At 59.7% G+C, this 23,297-nt stretch carries 26 protein-coding genes; 11 read left to right on the top strand and 15 right to left on the bottom strand.

Going from position 1 to position 23,297, the window contains the following annotated elements:
• Positions 1 to 46: 46 nt before the first annotated feature.
• On the bottom strand, positions 47 to 1,180 hold the full coding sequence (gene earP / locus K0H48_RS15035; protein ID WP_219268077.1) for an elongation factor P maturation arginine rhamnosyltransferase EarP: 1,134 nt from the start codon (positions 1,178 to 1,180) through the stop codon (positions 47 to 49).
• Between the two features lie 132 nt (positions 1,181 to 1,312).
• On the opposite strand from earP, the gene K0H48_RS15030 reads away from it, so the two are divergent.
• Both K0H48_RS15030 and K0H48_RS15025 read left to right on the top strand, forming a co-directional pair.
• Positions 1,313 to 1,681, top strand: a complete 369-nt coding sequence (locus tag K0H48_RS15030; protein WP_219268076.1) for a hypothetical protein — start codon at positions 1,313 to 1,315, stop codon at positions 1,679 to 1,681.
• A gap of 5 nt (positions 1,682 to 1,686) precedes the next feature.
• Positions 1,687 to 2,169 carry a GreA/GreB family elongation factor gene (locus K0H48_RS15025; RefSeq protein ID WP_138816102.1) on the top strand — a complete coding sequence of 161 codons (483 nt, stop codon included), beginning with the start codon at positions 1,687 to 1,689 and terminating at the stop codon, positions 2,167 to 2,169.
• A 5-nt stretch (positions 2,170 to 2,174) separates the two neighbouring features.
• Here K0H48_RS15025 and cysB read toward each other — a convergent pair whose 3' ends face one another.
• From cysB to K0H48_RS15000, 5 genes are all read right to left on the bottom strand, one after another.
• On the bottom strand, positions 2,175 to 3,149 hold the full coding sequence (cysB, locus tag K0H48_RS15020) for an HTH-type transcriptional regulator CysB (protein ID WP_003189876.1): 975 nt from the start codon (positions 3,147 to 3,149) through the stop codon (positions 2,175 to 2,177).
• A gap of 103 nt (positions 3,150 to 3,252) precedes the next feature.
• Positions 3,253 to 3,753, bottom strand: a complete 501-nt coding sequence (locus K0H48_RS15015; protein WP_219268075.1) for a universal stress protein — start codon at positions 3,751 to 3,753, stop codon at positions 3,253 to 3,255.
• A 48-nt stretch (positions 3,754 to 3,801) separates the two neighbouring features.
• Entirely contained in the window at positions 3,802 to 4,719 is a 918-nt protein-coding gene (locus K0H48_RS15010; protein WP_219268074.1) for a 5'-nucleotidase, read from the bottom strand.
• Between the two features lie 16 nt (positions 4,720 to 4,735).
• Complete coding sequence (locus K0H48_RS15005) at positions 4,736 to 5,689, bottom strand: putative 2-dehydropantoate 2-reductase (protein ID WP_219268073.1); 954 nt, start codon at positions 5,687 to 5,689, stop codon at positions 4,736 to 4,738.
• A complete protein-coding gene (locus K0H48_RS15000) occupies positions 5,686 to 6,072 on the bottom strand; it encodes a thioredoxin (RefSeq protein ID WP_219268072.1) in 387 nt (128 codons plus the stop codon). The genes K0H48_RS15005 and K0H48_RS15000 overlap by 4 nt, the downstream gene beginning before the upstream one ends.
• Between K0H48_RS15000 and K0H48_RS14995 the strand changes: the two genes are divergently transcribed.
• Both K0H48_RS14995 and K0H48_RS14990 read left to right on the top strand, forming a co-directional pair.
• Positions 6,071 to 6,505, top strand: coding sequence for a PilZ domain-containing protein (locus K0H48_RS14995; RefSeq protein ID WP_170038969.1), 435 nt, complete (start codon positions 6,071 to 6,073; stop codon positions 6,503 to 6,505). The genes K0H48_RS15000 and K0H48_RS14995 overlap by 2 nt on opposite strands.
• A gap of 130 nt (positions 6,506 to 6,635) precedes the next feature.
• A complete protein-coding gene (locus K0H48_RS14990) occupies positions 6,636 to 7,712 on the top strand; it encodes a 3-deoxy-7-phosphoheptulonate synthase (RefSeq protein ID WP_138816108.1) in 1,077 nt (358 codons plus the stop codon).
• A gap of 108 nt (positions 7,713 to 7,820) precedes the next feature.
• Here the strand turns inward: K0H48_RS14990 and K0H48_RS14985 are convergent, their stop codons facing one another.
• Positions 7,821 to 8,102, bottom strand: coding sequence for a GNAT family N-acetyltransferase (locus K0H48_RS14985; RefSeq protein WP_003189869.1), 282 nt, complete (start codon positions 8,100 to 8,102; stop codon positions 7,821 to 7,823).
• Positions 8,103 to 8,725: 623 nt separating this feature from the next.
• Between K0H48_RS14985 and oprI the strand changes: the two genes are divergently transcribed.
• Positions 8,726 to 8,977: an outer membrane lipoprotei OprI gene (gene oprI / locus K0H48_RS14980; protein ID WP_003172710.1), complete on the top strand. Its 252-nt coding sequence runs from the start codon at positions 8,726 to 8,728 to the stop codon at positions 8,975 to 8,977.
• A gap of 134 nt (positions 8,978 to 9,111) precedes the next feature.
• On the opposite strand, the gene K0H48_RS14975 is transcribed toward oprI, so the two are convergent.
• The 3 genes from K0H48_RS14975 to K0H48_RS14965 form a co-directional block, all read right to left on the bottom strand.
• Positions 9,112 to 10,083 (bottom strand): L,D-transpeptidase family protein, encoded by a 972-nt coding sequence (locus K0H48_RS14975; protein ID WP_219268071.1) that lies wholly within the window; start codon positions 10,081 to 10,083, stop codon positions 9,112 to 9,114.
• Between the two features lie 83 nt (positions 10,084 to 10,166).
• Entirely contained in the window at positions 10,167 to 10,457 is a 291-nt protein-coding gene (locus tag K0H48_RS14970) for a hypothetical protein (protein ID WP_017136142.1), read from the bottom strand.
• Between the two features lie 58 nt (positions 10,458 to 10,515).
• Complete coding sequence (locus K0H48_RS14965; protein ID WP_219268070.1) at positions 10,516 to 11,121, bottom strand: arylesterase; 606 nt, start codon at positions 11,119 to 11,121, stop codon at positions 10,516 to 10,518.
• Between the two features lie 10 nt (positions 11,122 to 11,131).
• Here K0H48_RS14965 and K0H48_RS14960 point away from each other — a divergent pair, with 10 nt between their 5' ends.
• The gene (locus tag K0H48_RS14960; protein WP_017136140.1) at positions 11,132 to 11,815 is read left to right on the top strand and encodes an ABC transporter ATP-binding protein; all 684 of its coding nucleotides are present in this window, start codon (positions 11,132 to 11,134) and stop codon (positions 11,813 to 11,815) included.
• Positions 11,815 to 14,325: an ABC transporter permease gene (locus tag K0H48_RS14955; RefSeq protein WP_219268069.1), complete on the top strand. Its 2,511-nt coding sequence runs from the start codon at positions 11,815 to 11,817 to the stop codon at positions 14,323 to 14,325. The genes K0H48_RS14960 and K0H48_RS14955 overlap by 1 nt, the downstream gene beginning before the upstream one ends.
• Before the next feature lie 43 nt (positions 14,326 to 14,368).
• On the opposite strand, the gene greB is transcribed toward K0H48_RS14955, so the two are convergent.
• Both greB and K0H48_RS14945 read right to left on the bottom strand, forming a co-directional pair.
• Positions 14,369 to 14,842, bottom strand: coding sequence for a transcription elongation factor GreB (gene greB, locus K0H48_RS14950; protein WP_056857197.1), 474 nt, complete (start codon positions 14,840 to 14,842; stop codon positions 14,369 to 14,371).
• A gap of 126 nt (positions 14,843 to 14,968) precedes the next feature.
• The gene (locus tag K0H48_RS14945) at positions 14,969 to 16,015 is read right to left on the bottom strand and encodes a hypothetical protein (RefSeq protein ID WP_219268068.1); all 1,047 of its coding nucleotides are present in this window, start codon (positions 16,013 to 16,015) and stop codon (positions 14,969 to 14,971) included.
• A 238-nt stretch (positions 16,016 to 16,253) separates the two neighbouring features.
• Here K0H48_RS14945 and K0H48_RS14940 point away from each other — a divergent pair, with 238 nt between their 5' ends.
• From K0H48_RS14940 to K0H48_RS14930, 3 genes are read left to right on the top strand one after another with little or no spacing between them, the layout of a single operon-like run.
• Positions 16,254 to 17,180, top strand: a complete 927-nt coding sequence (locus tag K0H48_RS14940) for an ABC transporter ATP-binding protein (RefSeq protein ID WP_219268067.1) — start codon at positions 16,254 to 16,256, stop codon at positions 17,178 to 17,180.
• Entirely contained in the window at positions 17,177 to 17,902 is a 726-nt protein-coding gene (locus K0H48_RS14935; RefSeq protein WP_219268066.1) for an ABC-2 transporter permease, read from the top strand. Before K0H48_RS14940 ends, K0H48_RS14935 begins: the two co-directional genes overlap by 4 nt.
• A gap of 15 nt (positions 17,903 to 17,917) precedes the next feature.
• On the top strand, positions 17,918 to 19,639 hold the full coding sequence (locus K0H48_RS14930; protein ID WP_219268065.1) for a Gldg family protein: 1,722 nt from the start codon (positions 17,918 to 17,920) through the stop codon (positions 19,637 to 19,639).
• A 6-nt stretch (positions 19,640 to 19,645) separates the two neighbouring features.
• Here the strand turns inward: K0H48_RS14930 and K0H48_RS14925 are convergent, their stop codons facing one another.
• The 3 genes from K0H48_RS14925 to K0H48_RS14915 all read right to left on the bottom strand — a co-directional run bounded on the left by K0H48_RS14925 (position 19,646) and on the right by K0H48_RS14915 (position 22,174).
• A complete protein-coding gene (locus K0H48_RS14925; protein ID WP_016975361.1) occupies positions 19,646 to 19,954 on the bottom strand; it encodes a hypothetical protein in 309 nt (102 codons plus the stop codon).
• A gap of 260 nt (positions 19,955 to 20,214) precedes the next feature.
• The gene (locus K0H48_RS14920; protein ID WP_138816115.1) at positions 20,215 to 20,649 is read right to left on the bottom strand and encodes a DoxX family protein; all 435 of its coding nucleotides are present in this window, start codon (positions 20,647 to 20,649) and stop codon (positions 20,215 to 20,217) included.
• Between the two features lie 103 nt (positions 20,650 to 20,752).
• Positions 20,753 to 22,174, bottom strand: coding sequence for a transglycosylase SLT domain-containing protein (locus K0H48_RS14915; RefSeq protein WP_219268064.1), 1,422 nt, complete (start codon positions 22,172 to 22,174; stop codon positions 20,753 to 20,755).
• A 236-nt stretch (positions 22,175 to 22,410) separates the two neighbouring features.
• Here K0H48_RS14915 and K0H48_RS14910 point away from each other — a divergent pair, with 236 nt between their 5' ends.
• Positions 22,411 to 23,217 carry a TatD family hydrolase gene (locus K0H48_RS14910; RefSeq protein ID WP_219268063.1) on the top strand — a complete coding sequence of 269 codons (807 nt, stop codon included), beginning with the start codon at positions 22,411 to 22,413 and terminating at the stop codon, positions 23,215 to 23,217.
• The last annotated feature ends 80 nt before the right edge of the window (positions 23,218 to 23,297 follow it).

Here is a 23,297-nt window from a genome sequence, read left to right as displayed (position 1 = left end):
GTATATCCGAAATTTGGATGGGATTTACAAAAATCAAGGTGGCGTATCATATCCAACTTTCATAAAACTGTACCAGCGCCGTAGCAAGATCGGCCTGCAAGCCTTGTTCCAGACACCAGGTTTGCGCGTGCTGGTGCACCTCCGGCCAGTGTTCCATGAGCATTTTCCACGCCTGTGTCATATCGCCATCAGCGTTCCAGGCTTGCCACAGGGTCACCACAGCGACCTTGGCAGCGGGCGACAACGCGGCGGTGTACAGCGCCAGGAAAGCATCCAGCTTGTCCAGGTGGATGTCTTCGTCCTGGCGGTAGATGTGCCACAACAACGGCCGCCCGGCCCATTGGGCACGCACGAACGAGTCTTCGCCGCGCACGGCGTTGAAGTCGCAGCACCACAGCAGGCGGTCATATTGTTCCTGGCGCACGAACGGCAGCACCTGCACGGTCAGGGCCTCGCGCTGATGCACATCGCCCACCGCCAGCGCCTCGACGCCGAGCCAGCGCTGCACATCGCCGAGGATGCGGCCTTCGGGCACCAGCAGATGAGTGGCATGCCCATCCGTCGCCAACACGTCCAGCCAACTGGCGAGCCCGGCATTTTCATAGGCAAACAACGACATCAGCCGCGCACCCGTTACCGGAACTACGCCTATCGACCGTAGGAATTGTTGCTGCGCTGCGCCGTCTTGCTGAAATGCCTGACGCTGTTCCAATAACCCGCCTTCGCGTAACAGCCCACCCGTGCCCGGACGAAACCCCGGGAAGAAGAAGTACTTTTGCACGCCCTTGAATTTTACCGACGGCAGGCGGTGGCAGCCCACCACCCAGTCTTCGGCGCTGAGGTAATCGAGGTTCATCCACAGGGGCGTGCGTTCGCACGCGGCCATGGCTTCCATGTAATCGGGCGGCAACTGGCAAGCGAAGGCGGCGATCACCACGTCGGCTGACGGTGTTTGCGGCCATTCAGCCGGCCAGTAGCGCACTTCGACGCCCTCTTGCCATTGCTGTTCCAACTGCACATCGATCTCGGGGCACATGCGCTCGAAGGCGCGCAGGTCATCGACCCACAAGCGCACTTCGCAGCCATGCTCCACCACCAATTGCCGGGCCAGGCGCCAGGTCACGCCGATGTCGCCGTAGTTGTCGACGACGCTGCAAAAAATATCCCAGCGGGCTTTCATTCCGGGCTCCCACATTCAAAGGCTCGATTGTCCGCATAAATGCGCCGATGCAGAAGGCTTGTTCGCGATTATTCTGCACAGTGGCTGTGCGACAATCGCCGCTGCGCCACTAATGCCTGCCAGGAGGCCATCATGTCTGAACGTCCGTTGTCGCTGTTCAAGCTCAGTGCTGCCGTGGCTTTTGGCCTGTGGCTGGGGTTTATCGCCATTGTGCTGACCGCATGGCTGGCCTCGCGCTACCTGTTCCCGCAAAGCCTGGCGCCGGTGGCTCAAGCCGTTCAACAAATGGGCAAACCGGCCGCTGTGACGCCGGAGCCGCCCAACCGTATGTTTGAGCAGTACACCGAGAACCTGCGCAAGCAGGAACAGCAACAGACCCTGGACCAGGCGCGCAACAATGCGCGCAACCTGTCCAACCCCAAATGCCAGTTCTGGCTGCAACAAGACCAGAACGCGCCCAATGAAAAGAGCAAGGCGAATGTCCTGCAATTCTGCGATTGATGACCATGAATAAACACGCCGTGCTCCAGTTGATCCTGGACAAACTCGCCCTGGACCTGGATATCGCCCAACGCGCCGCGCAGACCGCCTACGAAACCGCGACCCACGAAGAAAATATCGCCGAAAACAAGTACGACACCCTCGGGTTGGAAGCTTCTTATCTGGCGGCCGGGCAAGCCAAACGCGTCGAGGAAATCAAGCAATCGCTGACGCTCTGCCAGAACCTGCCACTACGCGCCTACGATGATCAACGCGGGATAGAGGTCGGCACGCTACTGGGCCTGGAAGACGAGAACGGCCGCCAGCAGTGGCTGTTCCTTGCGCCGGATGCAGCCGGGCTGAAAGTGGATGTGGTGGGCCAGCCGGTGACCGTCATCACCCCGCGCTCGCCCCTGGGTAAAAGCCTGATGGGCAAGTTCGAAGGCGATGAGGTGGAGATTCTGGTGGCGGGCGCTCGGCAACACTTTACGGTCACCGAGGCCAGATAAACCACTCAGTGGACGGGCAATTCAACGCCGTCAAACAGCTCTTCCAATTCCTGCTTGTTATGGCACTGGATCGCCTTGGCCATGACTTCACGGGTCAGGTGCGGCGCAAACTTCTCGATGAAGTCGCACATGAAGCCCCGCAGGAAGGTGCCACGGCGGAAGCCGATCTTGGTCACGCTGGACTCGAACAACTCGCTGGCGTCGAGCACCACCAGATCCTTATCGAGGTTGGTGTCGACCGCCATCTTGGCGACGATGCCCACGCCCAGGCCCAGGCGCACGTAGGTCTTGATCACGTCGGCGTCGGCGGCAGTGAACACCACTTTCGGCGTGAGGCCGCGATGGCTGAAGGCTTCATCAAGCTTGGAACGGCCGGTAAAGCCGAACACGTAAGTGACAATCGGGTATTCAGCCAGGGCTTCGAGGGTCAGCTTCGGCAGCTTGGCCAACGGGTGGCCCTGGGGCACGACCACGCAACGGTTCCAGCGGTAGCACGGCATCATCACCAGGTCGCCGAACAGCTCGAGGGCTTCGGTGGCGATGGCGAAATCGACGGTGCCGTCAGCGGCCATCTCGGCGATCTGCATCGGCGAACCCTGGTGCATGTGCAGGGCCACATCGGGGTATTGCTTGATGAAATCGCGGATCACCGGCGGCAAGGCATAACGCGCCTGGGTGTGGGTGGTGGCAATCGACAGGGTGCCTTTCTTCTCGTTGGAGAATTCCTGGGCGATCTGCTTGATGCTTTCGACTTTGCGCAGGATCTCGCCGGCGGTGGTGATGATGCGCTCACCGGCCGGGGTAACGCGGGTCAGGTGTTTGCCGCTGCGCGCAAACACTTCGACGCCCAGCTCGTCTTCGAGCAGGCGGATCTGCTTGCTGATACCGGGTTGCGAGGTGTAAAGGCTTTGAGCGGTAGCGGAAACGTTGAGGTCGTGGTGCGCCACTTCCCAGATGTAGCGCAGTTGTTGAAGCTTCATATATGTCCCTCAAAGCGGATAGACGCCACGGGTATCAGCGACGGTATATAACTATATTAAAGGTCAGACAGATAAATCTAGAACTTTTTATCGTTTTTACCCATCACGCATCATCACTGCGTCGACGCTGCAACGACGGCACCATGTAAACCGGCACTGTCGCCAACTGCAGCACCCGCGCCGCCGTACGCCCAAGCGGGGTGGCAGCCGCGGTTGCGTGGCTATGACTACCTACGATCAACAGGTCAACGGAAAGTTTACGCAGCTGGTCGAGAATCACCTCGCACGGGTCCCCCTGGATCACGCGCACCGAGCGAATCAACTGCAAGTCTTGCTCGCCCTCCCCCAACTCCTCGCGAAAACTGTCAAGCACCCGTTGCTCGATGGTCGCCATCACCGTGTTCACTCCCTGGCTCTGCCATTCGCTCAGGGCCTTCTCATCAAGGTAGCTCTGCAACACCGATTCGGCGAACAAACCAATCGGCTCGACCACATGGATCACATACAAATCCGCCTTGAACGTTCGGGCCAGGGCCAGCGCATGTTGCATGACATACGGCGCATACAGACCGAGGTCCGTGGCATACAGCATCGAACGAATCATAGAACCTCCTGGACTGCCAGGATGGCGGGGTTTGATTGAGCTTAGCAGCTAGCTCTCGGTCTGGATTTTCAACTCATTGCTGATGCCATGGGGCACATGCCCGGTGGTCACCACCTCCCTGGCTTTCTCACAATGACCGGCCTGGTCATCGAAAAATACATCGGCGGCAAACGCTTCCAGGAACGCGGATTTTTCCAGGCCGCCAAGGAACAGTGACTCATCCAGGCGGATGTCCCATTCGCGCAAGGTGCGAATCACCCGCTCATGGGACGGCGCCGAACGCGCCGTGACCAGGGCGGTGCGGATCGGGCAGGCGTCGTCCGCAAACTCGCGCTGCAACAGGTTGAGCGCCGCCAGGAAACCCTTGAACGGGCCGCCGTGCAAAGGCTCGCGTGCCGACTCGCGCTCGCTGGCATGAAACGCCGCTATCCCACCGGTTTGATACACACGCTCGGACTCATCGGAAAACAGCACCGCATCGCCGTCGAATGCAATGCGCAGTTCTTCACTCGATGCCCGGCGCGCGCCGCCGGACAGAATCGTCGCCGCAGCAAAACCTGCATCCAGGGCACTGCGCACATCTTCAGCATGGGTGGACAAAAACAGATGGCAACCAAACGCGGCCAAATAAGGATAGGGGCTACGCCCACCGACGAAAGCGGCGCGGGAAATATCCAGGCCGTAATGCTGGATCGAATTGAACACGCGCAAACCGGTATCGGCGCTGTTGCGTGACACCAGTACCACTTCGACGCGGGCACGCCCGAGGCTGGCGTTGAGGCTCAGCAGCTTCTTGACCAGCGGGAAGGCGTCGCCAGGTTCGAGGGTTTCTTCCTCGTGTTCGATCTGGTACTTGCGATAAGCCTCGACCCCTTCGGTCAGGTAGACCTTGTGGCTGTCGCTCAGGTCGAACAGTGCCCGCGACGAAATCGCCAGCACCAGTTTGTCGCCCAATCCTTTCGCCATGGTGTTTCTCCCCGAATCAGCGGTTGCGCCGATCAATAAAACTCAAGGCCTGGTAGAGCGCCTGCATACGTGGCAATTCGCAGCCTGCGGCTTTGGCAGCGGCCAATGGCCGAGCGTAGATCGCCGCCAGTTCCAGCGGGCGTTTATGCACGTGGTCGTGGTACATGCTGGGCAGGTAGTCAGCCATCGTGTCGGTCATGGTGAGCATTTGCTCGACGTAACTGCCGGGAATTTCATGGCCACAGGCGTGGGCGCCCTTCACCACTTCAGTCATCAAGGCCTGGATCAGTTCGCGACTGGACTCATCGGCCATCATTGCGCTGGTGCCGGTGCCCAGCAACACCGAGAGGCCATTGAACGGCACATTCCAGACCAGTTTATGCCAGCGGGCCTGGTGCACATTAGCCATCGCCTGGGATTCGATACCGGCCTGGTGAAACAGCGCGGCGCCCTCTTCGACAATGGCTTGCTGGCGTGCCTCATCGTTGGCCGCCGTGCCACTGTGATAGCCAAGATTCACCCGGCCCAACGCCTGATGCTCGACGACGCCCGGCCCGGAACGATGCACGCCGATGTAACACAGGCCACCCAACAGGTGCAGCGACGCTGGCAGGTGTTCGCGCAGGCTGTCTTCGACATCGAGGCCGTTTTGCAGGAGCACCACCTTGGCGCCCGGTGCAGCGACCTGGGCAAGGGTTGGGGCCAGCTCCACATTCCCGGTGGACTTGGTGCCAACCAGCAGCCAGTCGCACGCCGGCATATCGGCAGCCTGGGCATAGGCCTGCACCGGGTGCAGGTGCAGCTTGCCGTGCAAAGTACTGTTGAGGTGCAGGCCATGCTCGGCGACCACCGCATATTCGCTGCGCAACAGAAAGTGCACATCGAACCCGGCACGCGCCAGCATCAGGCCGTAGAAACCACCGATGGCACCGGTGCCGATAATGCCGATGCGGGGCGACTGTGCTGTCATGGCAGATCCTCTGGAGTACGGGTAAGTGCTTGATTAATCGCGTCTGTAAGGTCGGCCTGGGTAAGACGCGCCTGTAACTGCCCAAGGAATTGACCCTCGCACACGAGGAACAACGCAGGCAAATGAAAGATCTGGTAGCGTTCGACCGCCCCGCCGTTGTGCCCGGCGTCCACCCAGCACACGCGCTCGACCGGCAACGTCCAGCCCGGCAGTTGCTGGCGTGCCCAACGGCAACTGGAACAGCCTACGCTGGTAAACACCAGCAGCGAAATACCTGGCAATCCCAGCAATTGCTGGTCAATATCCAGGTCGGTCAATTCCAGTTCCTTCACTATACTGCTGCCACTGCCGTCAATTGGACGGTGCTCGGAGTCCGTGTACATGGGTCGTTTTTTACCTCACCCTGATGATGTCGCTGTCGAGTTAATCCAACGTCCCGCCCCAGCTATTCCCCGCCAACGCCTGCACACTATCGGCCTGGGCGGCGTCGCCTGCAATTGCCCGCGTGCCTGGCGCCAGGGCACGGCGGTTGATCTGCGCATCCCGTCACTGGGCGCCAGCGCCCGTTATCCGGGCTATGTGGCCTGGTGTCGCAAAGTCGACAATGGCTACCGCATCGGCATCTCCTTTACCGATGAACATGCCTTGTTCGGTGCGCGCATGGGCGAACAAGTGTGCCAGATCGAACGCTACTGCCGCCTGCATGAAGACGCCGAGCCAACCCCTGCCCAGCTCGAGACCATGGCCCGTGAGTGGGTTTCGCGCCATGCCAGTGAGTTCGCCCACGACACCTTTGTGGCGCCGGTGCTGGATTAAAGCCGGCTTTGCCCATTGTCGCGGCCCCGTGTTACGCGCTAAGGTTCCTCCCCCCTGCATTCAAATCATGCTGTGCCCGCCGCACGGGGATAGCTGGCGGCCGGCACCCGTGACCCTGGCGAGTAACACGATGGCTGATTTACCGATCAATGACCTTAACGTCGAATCCAACGAGACCCTGATCACCCCTGATCAGCTCAAGCGCGAAATCCCTTTGAGCGATGCTGCCCTGCAGACCGTGACCAAAGGCCGCGAAGTCATCCGCGAGATTCTCGACGGCACCGACCACCGCCTCTTTGTAGTGATCGGCCCCTGCTCGATCCACGATCTCAAGGCTGCCCACGAATACGCCGAGCGCCTTAAAGTGCTGGCGGCTGAAGTGTCCGACACCTTGTACCTGGTGATGCGCGTCTATTTCGAGAAACCACGCACCACCGTCGGCTGGAAAGGTTTGATCAACGACCCGTACCTGGACGACTCGTTCAAGATTCAGGACGGCTTGCATATCGGTCGTCAATTGCTGCTGGACCTGGCCGAAATGGGCCTGCCGACCGCAACCGAAGCGCTGGACCCGATCTCCCCGCAGTACCTGCAGGACCTGATCAGCTGGTCGGCCATCGGCGCACGCACCACCGAGTCCCAGACCCACCGCGAAATGGCGTCCGGCCTGTCCTCGGCCGTCGGCTTCAAGAACGGCACCGATGGCGGCCTGACGGTTGCGATCAACGCCCTGCAATCGGTGTCCAGCCCGCACCGCTTCCTGGGTATCAACCAGGAAGGTGGCGTGTCCATCGTCACCACCAAGGGCAACGCTTATGGCCACGTGGTATTGCGCGGCGGCAACGGCAAGCCCAACTATGATTCGGTCAGCGTGGCGCTGTGCGAACAGGCGCTGAACAAGGCCAGGATCAAGCCAAACATCATGGTCGATTGCAGCCACGCCAACTCCAACAAAGACCCGGCCCTGCAACCGCTGGTGATGGAAAACGTCGCCAACCAGATTCTTGAAGGCAACCAGTCGATTATCGGCTTGATGGTCGAGAGCCACTTGAACTGGGGCTGCCAGTCGATTCCAAAAGACCTGGCCGACCTGCAATACGGCGTGTCGATCACCGATGCCTGCATCGACTGGTCCGCCACCGAGACCACCCTGCGCAGCATGCATGCCAAGCTCAAGGACGTATTGCCTAAGCGCAAACGCACCTGACCTTAAACTGCGCACACAAAAACGCCGGGCTTAACCCGGCGTTGATCGTTCCCACGCTCTGCGTGGGAATGCAGCCATGGACGCTCCGCGTCCCGCCTCACTCAATATTCAGAGCTTCGCTGCATGGCGCTGATGGCGCTCCATGTAGCGCTCTACGTAAGAGCACGAAGGGATCACGGTGTACCCGGCCTCTTCGGCGAACTTCAACGCTTCCTCGGTCAGCGCAGCAGCAATGCCACGCCCGCGCAATGCGTTGGGCACGAAGGTGCGATAGATGTCCAGGGTCTGTTTGCCCAGGTCCATATAGGTCAGATAGGCACGATGACCGTCCACATTGGTCTCGAACTGATGACCAGCCTGGTCATGGTGGATGGACAACGCCTCGCTCATCACTACTCCTCGCGGGTCTTGGATCTCGACCCCTACCTTACCGATGTTTTTCCGGCGAAGGAACATCTACGCCACCCCGTGCCGGTTTCGACAACGAGAAAACCTATAGCGCTTACAACCAGCACGTAGGGAATAGTAGGCACCAATGCTGCAATAGCTCAAGGCGCACTCGTCATCCCCTGCCGCTGGTGGTTACAGAAAGGGCTTCGATCAATCGATCGATCGATAGCCTGAACATTGCCGGCAGTTGAAGCTTGAGACGAACTGCCGCTCTTAAAGTCACCTCTAGATGCGCCTACATGCGCAAAAGATGCCGGGCACGGCAAAGGCCAAGTGAAAAAAAGTGTCATCGTAGATATATAAATTTACACCTGCTTGCCCAGCCTGACACAGGCTGGCCGGACCTCTCAGCTTGGATCCAGTTCCCGACAAAATGAAAATTCTTGAGCGGTTTTTATACAAACCTCCAAAAGATTAGCCAAAATAGATACGGCACAAGAATTTTTTTTGCTTCTTGCGCTACGTCAGTTTACTTACTACAAGTAATGAGTAGTATGTACGCCGGCTATCAGCTCACCCTGAGAAAGTAGCCATTTAATAGAAAGTCCTTGAAGGGGAACACGATGAACAACGTTCTGAAATTCTCTGCTCTGGCTCTGGCCGCAGTTCTGGCTACCGGTTGCAGCAGCGTCTCCAAAGAAACCGAAGCTCGTCTGACTGCAACTGAAGACGCAGCAGCTCGCTCCCAGGCTCGTGCAGACGAAGCCTACCGTAAAGCTGATGAAGCTCTGGCTGCTGCTCAAAAAGCACAACAGACTGCTGACGAAGCTAACGAGCGCGCTCTGCGCATGCTTGAAAAAGCAAGCCGCAAGTAATAATCCTTCGGGGTTGTTATCAAGCCGATCCATTCTTGGATCGGCTTTTTTATTGCCTGAAATTCAGCCCTGAACACCGCGCAATAAAAAGCCCGCCGTAGCGCAAGGCTTTGGCGGGCTTTTGATCAACAGGCTTATTGCTGCAGATCGACCGGCGTGCTGGACACCACCGGGGTATTGGCACCCGGTACACCAATCTCGGTGGGCAAGCCATCTTCGGCGGCCACTACGTCACGCACCTGATCCCAATTGACGCGCAAGTTGTTGGCCAGGTCTTCGCGCTTGAGCAGGGCATTGATGACGGCGGTGTGCTTGTCGACCACCGAAGGCGTGCCATCGTCGTTCAGCGGCGTATGCGCTTCAAGGTAGACCTTGCCGCCACTGCTGCCGAACTTGTAGGCATCATTGATGATGCGCACCGATGTGCCGACCGGCACCATGTCGGCCATCTCCAGCACGTTGTTGTTGAACATGCGGAAGCACCCGTGGCTTGTACGCGTGCCGATACCAAATTTCATGTTCGAACCGTGGATCAGGTAACCCGGCGTGCCCAAGGTGAACTTGAACGGCCCCAGCGGGTTATCCGGCCCGGCCGGCACTACATTGGGCAGCGGGTCGCCATTGGCGGCGTGCTCGGCCTTGATCGAGGCCGGCGGGGTCCAGGTCGGGTTGGGGATCTTGCCGGTGATGGTGGTGTGCGCGACCGGCGAACCCCAGCCCTCACGGCCAATGCCCAACGGGAAGGTGTACACCACGTTCTGGCCCTTGGGGTAATAGTAAAGCCGGTATTCCGCCAGGTTAATCACGATACCTTCGCGCGGGCCGGGCGGCAGGATGAACCGCGTGGGCAGCACTATCTCGGTGCCCGCACCCGGCAACCAGGCATCCACACCAGGGTTGGCCGCGACCATTTCCGAATAGCCCAGGTCATAGGTGGTGCCCAAGTCGGCAAAGGTGTCTTCGTACTTGGCCTTGATCACCTGGACCTGACCGACGATGTCTTCACCCGGCGGGGGCAAGGGCAACTGCAAGGCTGACGCCGAACCGGCTGCACACAGGGCAGCAAGAGACAGGCAGCAGGTAACGACGGAAAGGCGCGACAACATCCGGAAAATCCTTCGCAGAACGACGGGTAGGAAAACACTGAGTGTATACGTGAAGCGCGATCCAGGCATCACCCTGCCCGCGGCTACTCGAAGCGCAGCTCTGGCCAGATCAGCGGCGTGCCGCGCTTTTGCGATTCGAGAATTGCCCGGCACAGCGGGCACAGGCGCTGGTCCTGGAAAATCGCACGATCGACCGATGACCAGCGTGGTTGCGCCGGCAATAAAGTGCCGCAAAGCGTGCGGTCGATCGAGCCACCCAACTCCAGTTGACGCGCGACCAGATGCACCCGGACTTCCTGGCAGGCGAACAGATCCAGCTGCTCGTCAGGCTCGATCAGTTGGTAGTTGAACAGGGACCAGGCAGGGCGCGACATCGGGGGCTCCAGATCGGGGGGGCGCCACCTTAGCCGAAAGCCTGCCGGTAGAAAAGCGTCATAACAGCGGTTTTAGCGTCGGCCAGACATTTTCCAGCAACTTGCCCTGTGCACCGACGGCTGGGTGAAGCTGATCGGCCTGCATCAACTCGGGATGGCCGCCCACGCCTTCAAGGAAAAACGGCACCAACGGGATGTTTTCTTCCTTGGCCAACTCACCGTAAACCTCGGCAAATGCCGTGGTGTATTTAGGGCCATAATTTGGGGGCAACTGCATGCCCAGCAACAGCACCTTGGCGCCCTTGGCCTTGGACTGATCAATCATCGACGCAAGATTTTGTTTCAATTGCGCAGGCGGCTGCCCACGCAGGCCATCATTGCCGCCCAACTCGAGAATAACCACATCCGGTTTATGCTCTGCAAGCGCCGCCGGCAGCCGCGCCAAGCCTCCGGCACTGGTGTCGCCACTGATGGAGGCATTGACCACTTTATCGTCGAAACCTTCGCTCTTGAGCCGTTGTCCCAGCAACGCTACCCACCCTTTGCTGGTATCCAGCCCGAAACCCGCACTGATACTATCGCCAACGATCAGGACTGTACCCGCCGCTGCGTTCTGGGCCATGCACATCAAGGCCAGGCCAGCACTCAAAAACCACATTCGCATCGGATTCTCCATGGGCGCAAGCATTCTCACCGCGCGAAACCTTAGCAAAGTGGTTCCCAGCGCGGAAGGTGAACTGACTATCCTGCACGAACTGAGCCTGGAACTGAACAAGGGCGATAGCCTGGCTATCGTCGGCAGCTCCGGTTCCGGCAAATCCACCCTCCTCGGCCTGCTGGCCGGCCTCGACCTGCCCAGCAGTGGTGAAGTCACGCTCGCAGGCCAAGCCTTGAGCACCCTCGATGAAGACCAGCGTGCGCGCATACGCGCCGAGCATGTGGGTTTTGTCTTCCAGTCATTCCAACTGCTCGACAGCCTCAACGCACTGGAAAACGTCATGCTGCCGCTGGAACTGGACGGGCGCAAAGACGCCCGCGAGCGTGCCACCCACCTGCTGGAGCGGGTGGGCCTGGGCCAACGCCTGACCCACTCGCCGCGCCAGCTGTCCGGTGGCGAGCAGCAACGCGTCGCCATCGCCCGGGCCTTTGCCGCCGAACCGGATGTGCTGTTTGCCGATGAACCTACCGGCAACCTCGACAGCCACACCGGCGAGCGCATCAGCGACCTGCTGTTCGAACTCAACAAAGAGAGCGGCACGACCCTGGTGCTGGTCACCCATGACGAGCGCCTGGCCCACCGTTGCCGACGCCTGATCCGCCTTGAAGCCGGCCTGATGGTCGCGCCCCTGGAGCCTTGATGGCACGTTTGCCGCTGTTGCGCCTGTTCAGCCTTGCCATGCGCCAATTGCTGCGCGACGCCCGCGCCGGCGAGTTGCGCGTGTTGTTTTTCGCCCTGCTGGTGGCCGTCACGGCCAGTACCGCCATCGGTTACTTCGGCGCACGCCTCAACGGCGCCATGCTGTTGCGTGCCACTGAATTCCTCGGTGCCGACCTGGTGCTCGAAGGCAGCTCACCGGCCCGCCCCGAGCAAATAAGGTCAGGGACGGAGCTGGGCCTGGATCACGCACGCATTGTTGAGTTCTCCAGCGTTATCGCGACCGATAACGGCATCCAACTCTCCAGCATCAAGGCGGTGAACGAGCAGTACCCGTTGCGCGGCGAACTCAAAAGCGCCACTGAGCCCTTCGGCACAGAAACAGCGGGAGGCGGCCCCAAACCCGGCGAAGCCTGGGTGGAAGCACGGCTGCTGACCGCGTTGGACCTCAAAGTCGGTGACAGCATCGACGTGGGCATGAAAACCCTGCGGCTCACGCACATTCTGACCTACGAGCCCGACCGCGCCGGTAACTTCTATAGCCTCACGCCACGGGTGATGATCAACCTCGCCGACCTCGATGCCACCGGCGTGGTGCAACCCGGCAGTCGCGTGAGCTACCGCGAACTGTGGCGTGCGCCCCAGGGCAGCACGGCGCTGCAAACCTATCGCGATCTGGTGAAGCCCGGCCTTGCCGCCAACCAGCGCTTGCAGGATTCGCGTGACGGCAACCAGCAGATCGGCGGCGCCCTGGGCAAGGCCGAGCGTTACCTGAACATGGCCAGCCTGGTAGCCGTGCTGCTGGCCGGCGTGGCCGTGGCGCTGTCGGCCAACCGCTTTGCCAGCCGCCGTTTCGATGCCAGCGCGCTGCTGCGCTGCCTGGGTTTGTCCCGCCGCGAAACAATGTTGCTGTTCAGCCTGCAATTGAGCGTACTCGGCCTGTTGGCCAGTCTCACCGGCGCCGTGCTCGGCTGGTTGGCGCAATTTGGCCTGTTCTATTTCCTGCATGACCTGCTGCCGGCCGACGTGCCACCCGGCGGGCTGCTGCCGGCGGTAGCGGGTATCGGCACCGGGCTGGTCGCCCTCGCCGGCTTCGCGCTGCCGCCCCTGGCAGCGCTGGGCCGTGTGCCGCCGCTGCGGGTACTGCGGCGCGACATGCTGCCGATCCCTTCCAGCACCTGGATGGTATATGGCGCTGCGCTGTTCGCCCTGGGCCTGATCATGTGGCGGCTGAGCCTCGACCTGGTGCTGACCTTCGCGTTGCTCGGTGGTGGCGTGATGGCCGCGCTGATCCTCGGCGGGCTGCTACTGTTGTTATTGCAAAGCCTGCGCCGGCTATTGGCCCGCGCCTCACTGCCCTGGCGCCTGGGCTTGGGCCAACTGCTGCGCCACCCCTTGGCGGCGGCCGGCCAGTCCCTGGCGTTTGGCTTGATCCTGTTGTCCATGGGACTGATCGCCTTGCTGCGCGGTGAGTTGCTCGACACCTGGCAAAACCAGCTACCCAAGGACGCCCCCAACTATTTCGCCCTGAACATCCTGCCCGCCGACAAAGACGCCTTTGGCGCCCGCCTGCTGGAGTTGCAAGCGCAAGCGGCGCCGCTGTACCCGGTGGTGCCGGGCCGCTTGATCAGCATCAATGGCGAGCCGGTGCAGGAGATTGTCAGCAAGGACTCCAGTGGTGACCGCGCCGTGCAGCGCGACCTGAGCCTGACCTGGGCAGCCGACCTGCCGCCGGGCAACGTCCTCACCGCAGGCGCTTGGTGGTCACAGCAACCGGGCGATGGCATCCCAGGGGTATCGGTGGAAGCCAAGGTCGCTGAAAGCCTGAAGCTCAAGCTCGATGATCACCTCGTGTTCACCGTCGGTGGCGAAAACCGCGAAGCACGGGTCACGAGCCTGCGAACCATCAATTGGGACAATTTCCAGCCCAACTTCTTCATGATCTTCCAGCCCGGCACCTTGAAAGACCTGCCGGCCACTTACCTGACCAGCTTCTACCTGGCACCCGGGCATGACCAGCAGATCGTCGACCTGTCCCGTGCGTTCCCGGCCGTCACCATCCTGCAGGTCGAAGCCTTGCTGGAGCAGCTGCGCAGCATCCTCGCCCAAGTGACTCTGGCGGTGGAGTACGTGTTGCTTTTTGTGCTGGCGGCGGGCATGGCCGTGTTGTTTTCGGGCCTGCAGGCCACCCTCGATGAGCGGATTCGCCAGGGTGCGCTGCTGCGGGCGCTGGGGGCCGAGCGCAAGTTGCTGGTCAAGGCGCGGCGGATTGAGTTCGGCTTGCTCGGCGCGGTCAGTGGCCTGCTGGCAGCCCTGGGCACCGAGTTGGTAACCTGGGTGCTGTACCGCTACGCCTTTGACCTGGCGTGGCATCCGCACCCGTGGTTGTTGCTACTGCCGGTGATCGGTGCCGTGCTGATCGGCGGCGCGGGTGTATTCGGTACGCGTCGCGCGTTGAATGCCAGCCCATTGACGGTATTACGCGAAGGTTGAACCCTGCGCTGGCCAGTACGCCCGACGGCGTGCCGGCCAGCGTTTACTTCACATACTCGATACCGGTAATCCACCAGCACACCTCGCCGGTCGGCGTCTGCACCATGGCCTCATCGTCGACCTCCTTGCGCAGCAGCGCCCGGGCCATCGGTGAATCGATGGAGATGTAATCCATGCGCTCATAAATTTCGTCATAGCCGACGATCCGAAACCGCTTGGTCTCGCCCTGCTCGTTTTCGATATCGACCCAGGCGCCGAAAAACACCTTGCCCTCCTGCTCGGGCATGTACTCCACCACCCGCATGTCTTCCAGGCGCTTGCGCAGGTAACGCACACGCCGATCGATCTCACGCAGCAGTTTCTTGTTGTATTGGTAATCCGCATTCTCGCTGCGATCGCCCAGGGACGCCGCCCAGGTCACCTTGCGGGTGGTATCCGGACGTTTTTCACGCCACAGGTAATCCAGCTCTTTTTTCAGCGCTTCATGACCTTCTTTGGTAATCAGCTTGGTACTCAAACGCGTGCATCCCCAGACAATGTCCAATGGTGCCGATACGCCAAGGCATCACGCCCTGGCGCCGGCCGGCTGGGGTTGATGATAAATGAACCCTGAAAAGTAGCCAGACCGCAGAACACATCTGCTTCAAGCCTGACCATCCAGGGTGTGATCCAGCTCCAGGAGCACACCCTGCAAGCGCTGGCGTATCCCCGCCACCTGCGACAGTGCCTGCTTCAACTTCTCAGCCGTCCTGCCAACCTCAAGGTCGCGCTCATGCAACTGCGCTGAGTGCTGTTGCAACGCCCGGTTCTTTTCTTCAAGTTCGCTCTGCTCCTGCTCGAGTCGTGCCTGCCACTGCTCAAGCATTTCCTCGCGCTCGATTGCCGCTTGCTGCTGTTGCGTAAGCTCTTGGGCGACCTTGGCCAGGCTGGTCAACGTACTGTCCATCTCAACCAACGAGGCATGTTCCATCTTCGGCGCAGGTGGGCTCGGTGCAGGCGCGGCCGGCTCAACCTGAACCGGCGGAGCACTGAGCTCTACCTGTTCCGGCTCTGGTTCCGACTCTGGTTCTGGTGCTGGCTCCAATGCCTGCGCCTGAGCAATCGCGACGGGTGCCTCCAGCGGTTGCGCCTCGAGCGGCTCGCAAACCGACGGCTCAGCGGAATTGGCTGGGTTGGTGGGCCTGGGCGGGGCAATCATCTGCGACGAGAAGCGAATCGAAGGCACGATCAACGAAGCACTTTCGATGGCCGGCAGTGCGGGCGCAGACATGCCCAGGGTAATGACCTTCATCACCAGGCCCTTCTTGATGATCATTGAATGATGATCTTCCGGTCTGGCGGGCGGCAACTTGCAGCCTTTCAAATCAATGAAATGGAAAGGGATCGAGGATTCGCTGACAGTGCCGGTCTTGGTTCCCGAGGCCGCAGCCGCCATCAGGATTTGCTTGAACACTTGCATGGCAACTTGCAAATCTTCCTTGGACTCGACCCCACCCAGGAAATACCGATCGAGTTTCTTGCGGAGCGCCGCGATATAGACCCTGGAGTTACCAGGTTCGGTCTCTTCATCCAGGCTATAGACCAGAAAGTTTGAATCGGTCTGTGCAACGGCAAACCCGCAAAGTAGTGCACCGTTGATCGGTGTGTCCTGACCGCTGCGTTCAAGAACAAGCGTGCGAAGAAGCATCATGATATTCAGGCCTTATTGCGAAAGAGTAAACCTTATATAAACGCCAGATAAACACCCGGCAGTTAACAAGCCTCGGAACAACGCAATTGTTTCAGCAAGTTAGGCGCTGCGGCGTAGGACTTATCTGATAAACATGTCCCCGCGTTCCCAAGTCCAATGATTAAACGTAACCTTCCTGGCGCTCACCGTATATGACGGTAAATGTTCCTACGCCTCGCAAAACTTATTCGGTAAAAAGATGCTCGAGATAAGCAGCCTGACAAAGCGTTTGGGTAAAAGAAACGTCATCACTAATGTCTCATTTTGTGCCCAACGCCAGGAATGCATAGGCCTGTTCGGGGAGAATGGTGCAGGCAAGACCACACTACTGAACGTAATAGCCGGGCTCGCCAAACCTTCTGCGGGGCATGTGACGGTCCAGGGCTTCGACACTCAGGCGCAGCCACTGCAGGCGCAAAAACACCTCGGTTATCAACTCCAGGGCGGCCTCAGCCATCAGTCACTGTCGGTTAAAGGCGTGCTCAATTTTATTGCCGCCGTTCGCGGCTTCAGCGGTGCCGAAAAACGCAGCCGTGTCGATCGGGCGGCCATGCGCCTGGAACTGTCACGGGTGCTCGATGCACCGATTGCTACGCTTTCGACCGGCTTGAAACGCAGAATTGCCATCGCCCAGGCGATCCTGCACGCGCCCGGCCTGTTGTTGCTGGATGAGCCGACCGAGGGGCTCACACCGGATCAACTGCTCAGGTTCAAGACACTTATCCAGGCGCTGACCGAAGACATGGCAGTCATCATTGCCTCCCGGCACTGCGACCACCTGTCCGGCCTCTGCACGCGCGCCCTGGTTATCGCCGGTGGGCACCTTGTGGCAGACACCCCGCTGCCCGACCTGCAGCGCAACTCCCGGCATTACCGAGCCGTCACGCTGGCCGCAGAAACACCCCTGGATTTACTCGCCCTTGCCGTATTACCCGGCGTGGCAGGTATAGAAGAGGACCGGCATGCACCCGGCACCGTGACAGTTCTGGCCATGCCCGGGCACGCCATCTACCCCCATATCAACGCACTAATCGCCAGCCGCGGCTGGAACATAACGTCACTGAATCTGGAGCCGGGTCGCCTGAACGAAGTCGTTCAGCATCTGAGCCACGAGGTCACCCTTTGAAACTGCTGCCCGTCATTTTCAAGCGCCAACTGGCCAGTTATGCCTGTACGCCCAGCACGTACCTGGGTATTGCCGCGTTTCTGGTGTTGTGCGCCACCCTGGGGTTGTATACAAGCAATTGGCTGGAACAGGACAGCGGCGACCTGCAGGTGTTTTTCCAATTGCACCCTTGGCTCTACCTGCTGCTGATTCCCATGCTGTCGACACAATTGTGGTCAGACGAACACCACGCCAGTATGCGCGACATGCTGAAAACCCTGCCCATCACCAGCGCAGAGCGGGTAATCGGAAAGTTTATGGCGGCGTGGGTCGTATGCGGTATTGCATTGTTGCTGACTTTCCCACTGGTGATCCTCGCCAACTACCTCGGCACCGCCGACAACCGTGTTATCTCTTCACAGTTTCTAGCCAGCTGGTTACTGGCCGGCGCCTATCTTTCTGTCGGATGTTTTACTTCTGCCCTGACCCACCAACGTTTGGCTGTATTTCTGGTGACGGTGGTGATGTTACTGGCAGCCAGCGGACTGTCATCGGTGCTGGACGCACTTGAACATCAGGCGCCAATCTGGGTCGTTGACAGCCTGGCCTCGATTAACCCGATTTCGCGTTTCGGCTCTATCGATAACGGCAAACTGACACTGCATGACGCCTTGTACTACATCAGCATGATCCTTGCCTTTCTCTCGGCATCCACAGTCACGCTCAATTACAAAACCAGTTGAGAAGGAAAGCAAACGATGCGTTCCACTCTGAGTATGGGTATGACACTGCTGGTCATACTGCTGCTTTTCCTTGCATTTAATCTCACGTGGGTCGGCAAACTACCGAATATCCGCTGGGACTTCTCACAGCAGAAACTCCACACGTTATCGCCCGCTGCGCGACAACTGCTCGCCACTCTGGAACACCCACTGGATTTGTATTACTTCAACTCAAGTAATGACCCGAGAAGAAGCCAGGCAATAAACCGCTATGGCGAACGAGTGGCAGATTTACTCAAAGAGTTCGAAAAAGCATCAAAGGGCATGATTAACCTACATGTTATAGATCCTACCCCTTATTCAGAGGATGCCTACAAGGCCGGCCTGTTCGGATTGGATGACAAGCAAGGCTTTCTTGGCCTCATCGGCACCCGTGCAGGCCAGCCCGCACAACGTATCGAAGTACTGCGCCTGGATGACGAGCCCTTGCTTGAGTACGAAATCAGTCATCTGATCCACCAACTGATGCACCCCGAGCCTCCCACCGTCGGCGTGTTGACGGGGTTGGCCTTGAACGCGTCTGGCGAACAGCTGCTGGCACAGATGCATCAGCATTTTGATTTGATAGGCCTGACATCAAGTACCCCGACAGTGCCCGAATCGATCAAAACCCTGATGGTTGTGCACCCGCGCGCCCTGCCGGAACAAACCCTGTATGCGATTGAACAGTTTGTATTCAGGGGTGGCAAACTGATGCTCTTTATAGACCCGGTGAGCGAGGCCGAGACAACCGCCAAGCCCGCCGACACACGGCTGGACGGGCTATTGGCGGCTTGGGGCATTCAGATGCCGGCGGACAAACTGTTGGTCGATCATGCTTTTGGCTCAGGCGCGCCAGCCGTACTGCACCCGGCCAAGCTGAACCTGCCACGGCAAGCGATGGCGGCCAACGATGTGAGTGCCTGGAAACTGGATACGGTCATCGTATCGAGCAGCGGTGCGCTGTCGCGCGTGAGAAAAAGCCGCACCACACTCACACCTCTGTTGCAAAGCTCCAGGCGCTCCACACTGCTGGATGCAGGCCGCTTTGCAGCAACACCTGCAGCCGACTTACTGGCTGAAGGAATACCGGCTGCCGCGCAACCCCATATGATCGCGGCGCGCCTCGAAGGCCCCGCCTACTCGGCCTTTCCAGATGGCATTGACGGACAACCTGCCGGGCTGCAAAAGGCTGCACATATCGAAGTGGTGGTGGTCGCCGATACCGATTTGTTGACGGACGCGGTGATCAACTCTGCGCCCAATAGCAACGTGATGTTTGTCTTGAATACCTTGGATAACCTTGCGTCTCCCGGCGTGCTCGCAAACATTCAACCGCGTACCAGCGTCAGCCATTCTCCCCACGCACTGGAGCAACTGCGCGAGGCCGCCGAGCAGGCTTATGCGCAAAAAGCCGGGGAACTGCAAAGACGTCTTGAGCAAACCGAGCAGGAATGGCAACGCTTGAATCCACCGAGTACTGGCTTCGGCACCCGCGCGGTGGACACCACTATCCAATTGCAGGCGCTTAACAAGGAACGCCTGCGGCTGCCCATGGAGTTGCAGGCACTCAAGGTCCAGGCGTATGCACCGGTGCATCGAGCGGAACGCAACCTCAAGTTGCTGATGATTGGCGCAGTACCGCTGTCGTTATGCCTGATTGCCTGGGCAGTGTACCTCTACCACCGGCGACGCCGGTCGGCGGTTGTCGTTCACTGATCACCGTCAACGACGCGCAATCAGCCCTTGCCGGGCGATGCGCGTCAGTTGGCGGATCACCTCATCGGCATCGCCCGCACTGGGCGCCTGGATAACGGCGAGGTCAAAGCTGTTGCTGGCAAAACGCGCCAGGGAATCGCCATCTTCCACAAACTGGATCAGAAACGCTGAGGGGCGCCCTGTACGGCGCGGCCAGCCGTCCAGGTAACGCAGCAAGGTCGGCTGATGCTTGCCGCCCAGCAGGATTTTGGGGTTGCGTTGAGTCAGGTCCGCGGTGATCGGGGCCAGGCGTATGAGGGGGCGTAGTGCATTCATCGTGTCGTGTCTCTGCCTCAAAAGTCTGCGGGCAGGTGAGAGGCAACACCGAACCAGCGCTTTAGCGGTATTTCGAAACCTGACTCTTGGTGAGTGCATGCTTCTGTCGGGCTGCATTGAGTCCCAGTGGCGCCCCGCAATTAGCTGTTTAAATCGGCGCATGAGCAGCATCCTAGAGAAGCCTGTGGGGCGCTGTCAAGAATCCCGAGCAATGAAAAAGCCCGCTCATGGCGGGCTTTTTCAGGGGGTTACGCGGGTCTTCAGTGGGCGATGGCGCGGTCGACGGACAGTTTGCCAGCGCCTTCGAACAGCACCGCCAGTGCACCGCCGAGCAAGGCCAAGGCGAACTCATAACCGTTGTTGGCCATGAACAGGCCGTTATGGATATGCACCGAGAAGATCGCCACCAGCGACAGGAACGCCAGGCCCAATGCCGCTGGGCGTGCCAGCAAGCCAATGATCAACGCCAGGCCGGCAAAGAACTCAGTCCCACCTGACAGCACCGCCATCAGCGTACCCGGCGTCAGGCCCAGGCTTTCCATGTACTGCGCCGTGCCGGCCAAGCCGCCGCCGCCAAACCAGCCGAAGAGTTTTTGCGAACCATGGGCGGCGAAAACGATGCCGACGAAAATTCGCAGGATGGTCAGGCCGTAACCGGCGCGGGTAGACAGAATGCGGTTGATCAGTGGGCTCATGGTGAGAATCCTTTTCAAAGTAGGGGTTGGTTGGCCGCTATATTAATCGGATCAGACTATGATAAAAGCGCAAAAATCGCCTAATACTTATCGATAAAACCGATTATTTTCGTGAGGCAATTTTCGGCGTCGACGGTTCCAGGGATTCGCGCTCCCGATCAAACGCCAAGTAATACTTGTTCACGCTATTAACATAGCTGACGCCGCCCATTCCCACCTGTTCCATGGCAATGCGTTCGACCTGGAAGAACCATTGATTGGGGTTCAAGCCCCGCCGGCGCGCCTCTGCGCGCATTCCCTGAACCCGCTCCGGCCCCATGTTATAAGCCGCCAGCACAAAGGCCATGCGTTCGCGCTCGTTGAGTTTGGGGCTGGCGAAGAACTTGCGGCGGATCATTGCCAGGTAACGCGCACCGGCCTGCACATTGCTGTCCAGACTCTCGATATTGTTCACACCTACCCGCTGCGCCGCCGATGGGGTGATCTGCATCAGGCCGGTCGGCCCGCCGCTGTTGCGCGCGCCAGGGTCCAGGGCGGATTCCTTGAAGGCCAGCGCCGCCAGGTTCAGCCAGTCCATACCCTGCTCTCGGGCATGCTTTTGCAGCACCGGACGCAGTTTCTCCAGGCGCTGACGGTCGGCACGGGCCAGCGGATTGCGCACTTGGTAGAGACGTCGATAGATACGCTGAAACGCTACATCCTGGTCGGACGGCGTGCGATAAGTCTTGAGGAAGCGATCAATACTGGCCCGCAGCATCGAGGCATCCTGGCGCACGAACCAGTACTCGTCACCCGGCTCGCTGATTGCCACCTGCCGATCAAAGCGTAACTTGGGCAGGATTTTCGACCAGCGCTCGGCAATCGGCTTCTCGACGATGGTGAGGTGGAAGATTCCGGCCTGAACCATCTCCAACACATCCTCCACGGCCAGCGTAGGGTCAACCCACTCCACCTTTACCGGCGGGCGCTTGTGCAGCGCCAGTTGCTGGTTGACCTGATTGATCGCATCCGCCGCCGCACTGCCGGTGGTCAACGCCAGGGTGCGCCCGGACAATTGCTCCAGCTTGGTAAACCGCCGCTCACCCTTCACGCCCACCAGCCATAGCGGCACGCCGCTGGCAATCGGGTCACTGGTGCTGATCTTGTGCGTGGCCTTCACATCGAGTAATTCACCCGGCGCCACCAGGTCGCCTTCACCACGGGCCAATGCGCCAAGCAATTGGTCCTTGGCCTTGGGAATGATCTTGAGGCTGATTTCTTCTCCGTCCCGGGCATGGCCGTTCAGGTATTGCTCGAAGGCGCGCAGGCGATGGTATTCGACTCCGATGGCCTGGCCCTGGATCTCACCGGAACTGTTACGGCTCTGGTTGACCAGCACACGCAGGGTGCGACTCGAGCGGATCTGCGCCAGGTCACGGACCTTGCCGGGCTTGGTCACTTCCAGCGGCCCGTCCAGACGCGCGACCGCCGCCGTGGGCAGCAGTAACGTCAGGCACAACATAAGCAACGCCGAGGGTCGGATCATCCGCTCTCCGGAAAGAATACTGGCCAGCCATTTCGTGAAAGACGAAAAGCTGGAGGTCAGAAACAGAGCGCTTCAAGCGCTGGCAAGGCACGCAACGGTGGCGTCGGGGCAGGCGGTGAGCCAACCACAATGTCACTTGCGACGTTCAAAGACAGCTATAACGCGTTGTAGTTCTTAGTTTTTCTTATAAATCTACAGCTCTGATATGCTTTCCGGCCGCAGGCGGAGCTAGCACCATGCAACTCATTGATATCGGCGTCAACCTGACCAACCCCAGTTTCGACGAGAGGCACCAGGCCGTTCTCGACCGCGCCTACGCCGCCGGCGTGCAACAATTGGTGCTCACCGGCACCAGCGTCGACGGCAGCGAACAGGCCTTGGAACTGTGCGTAAAACTCGATGAAAGCGGCCAACGCCTGTTCAGCACCGCCGGCATCCACCCGCACTCGGCCAGTGACTGGAATGGCGACAGCGCCCAGCGTTTGCGCGGGTTGCTCAACGAAAGCCGCGTACGCGCGGTGGGCGAATGCGGGCTGGACTTCAACCGGGACTTTTCCCCGCGCCCACAGCAGGAAAAAGTTCTCGAGGAGCATTTAGCCCTGGCGGTCGAGCTGAAACTGCCGGTGTTTCTGCACGAACGTGATGCCAACCAGCGACTGCTGGAAATCCTCAAGGACTACCGCGATCACCTGAGCGCCGCCGTAGTGCATTGCTTTACCGGCGAGCAACAGGCGCTGTTCAGCTACCTCGACCTCGACTTGCACATCGGCATCACCGGCTGGATCTGCGACGAGCGCCGTGGCACGCACCTGCATCCGCTGGTCAAGCAAATTCCCCGTGGCCGCTTGATGCTGGAAAGCGATGCGCCGTACTTGCTACCACGCACCTTGCGGCCCAAGCCGAAAAACGGCCGCAATGAACCGGCTTATTTGCCGGAAGTGCTGCGTGAGGTTGCTTTGCATCGTAACGAATCGCTGGAAGACCTGGCCGAACACAGCACCGCCTGCTCCCGTGCGTTTTTTGGGCTGCCTCAAGTGGATTGATGCGGCGCATTGACCCATGTCAAAACCAACTCTCTGAGTAGCGGCACAATAATGGCACCTTGCCAATGCTGTATCCGCTA

It is taken from the genome of Pseudomonas sp. Xaverov 259 (genome assembly GCF_019352915.1).
In the GTDB taxonomy this organism is placed as follows: domain Bacteria; phylum Pseudomonadota; class Gammaproteobacteria; order Pseudomonadales; family Pseudomonadaceae; genus Aquipseudomonas.
This window is presented reverse-complemented; position numbering and strand designations above follow the sequence as displayed.

Excerpts from the sequence above, each read along its gene's own strand:
- K0H48_RS14960 (WP_017136140.1), top strand. The coding sequence starts at position 11,132 with ATGGGCGCAAGCATTCTCACCGCGCGAAACCTTAGCAAAGTGGTTCCC.
- K0H48_RS14970 (WP_017136142.1), bottom strand. The coding sequence starts at position 10,457 with ATGTCGCGCCCTGCCTGGTCCCTGTTCAACTACCAACTGATCGAGCCT.
- K0H48_RS15025 (WP_138816102.1), top strand. The coding sequence starts at position 1,687 with ATGAATAAACACGCCGTGCTCCAGTTGATCCTGGACAAACTCGCCCTG.
- K0H48_RS14940 (WP_219268067.1), top strand. The coding sequence starts at position 16,254 with ATGCTCGAGATAAGCAGCCTGACAAAGCGTTTGGGTAAAAGAAACGTC.
- earP (WP_219268077.1), bottom strand. The coding sequence starts at position 1,180 with ATGAAAGCCCGCTGGGATATTTTTTGCAGCGTCGTCGACAACTACGGC.
- K0H48_RS14915 (WP_219268064.1), bottom strand. The coding sequence starts at position 22,174 with ATGATCCGACCCTCGGCGTTGCTTATGTTGTGCCTGACGTTACTGCTG.
- K0H48_RS15000 (WP_219268072.1), bottom strand. The coding sequence starts at position 6,072 with ATGTACACGGACTCCGAGCACCGTCCAATTGACGGCAGTGGCAGCAGT.
- K0H48_RS15005 (WP_219268073.1), bottom strand. The coding sequence starts at position 5,689 with ATGACAGCACAGTCGCCCCGCATCGGCATTATCGGCACCGGTGCCATC.
- K0H48_RS14965 (WP_219268070.1), bottom strand. The coding sequence starts at position 11,121 with ATGCGAATGTGGTTTTTGAGTGCTGGCCTGGCCTTGATGTGCATGGCC.
- K0H48_RS14955 (WP_219268069.1), top strand. The coding sequence starts at position 11,815 with ATGGCACGTTTGCCGCTGTTGCGCCTGTTCAGCCTTGCCATGCGCCAA.
- K0H48_RS14975 (WP_219268071.1), bottom strand. The coding sequence starts at position 10,083 with ATGTTGTCGCGCCTTTCCGTCGTTACCTGCTGCCTGTCTCTTGCTGCC.
- K0H48_RS15010 (WP_219268074.1), bottom strand. The coding sequence starts at position 4,719 with ATGGCGAAAGGATTGGGCGACAAACTGGTGCTGGCGATTTCGTCGCGG.
- cysB (WP_003189876.1), bottom strand. The coding sequence starts at position 3,149 with ATGAAGCTTCAACAACTGCGCTACATCTGGGAAGTGGCGCACCACGAC.
- K0H48_RS14995 (WP_170038969.1), top strand. The coding sequence starts at position 6,071 with ATGGGTCGTTTTTTACCTCACCCTGATGATGTCGCTGTCGAGTTAATC.
- K0H48_RS14985 (WP_003189869.1), bottom strand. The coding sequence starts at position 8,102 with ATGAGCGAGGCGTTGTCCATCCACCATGACCAGGCTGGTCATCAGTTC.
- K0H48_RS14990 (WP_138816108.1), top strand. The coding sequence starts at position 6,636 with ATGGCTGATTTACCGATCAATGACCTTAACGTCGAATCCAACGAGACC.
- K0H48_RS14945 (WP_219268068.1), bottom strand. The coding sequence starts at position 16,015 with ATGATGCTTCTTCGCACGCTTGTTCTTGAACGCAGCGGTCAGGACACA.
- K0H48_RS14925 (WP_016975361.1), bottom strand. The coding sequence starts at position 19,954 with ATGAATGCACTACGCCCCCTCATACGCCTGGCCCCGATCACCGCGGAC.
- K0H48_RS15030 (WP_219268076.1), top strand. The coding sequence starts at position 1,313 with ATGTCTGAACGTCCGTTGTCGCTGTTCAAGCTCAGTGCTGCCGTGGCT.
- K0H48_RS14910 (WP_219268063.1), top strand. The coding sequence starts at position 22,411 with ATGCAACTCATTGATATCGGCGTCAACCTGACCAACCCCAGTTTCGAC.
- K0H48_RS15015 (WP_219268075.1), bottom strand. The coding sequence starts at position 3,753 with ATGATTCGTTCGATGCTGTATGCCACGGACCTCGGTCTGTATGCGCCG.
- K0H48_RS14920 (WP_138816115.1), bottom strand. The coding sequence starts at position 20,649 with ATGAGCCCACTGATCAACCGCATTCTGTCTACCCGCGCCGGTTACGGC.
- oprI (WP_003172710.1), top strand. The coding sequence starts at position 8,726 with ATGAACAACGTTCTGAAATTCTCTGCTCTGGCTCTGGCCGCAGTTCTG.
- K0H48_RS14930 (WP_219268065.1), top strand. The coding sequence starts at position 17,918 with ATGCGTTCCACTCTGAGTATGGGTATGACACTGCTGGTCATACTGCTG.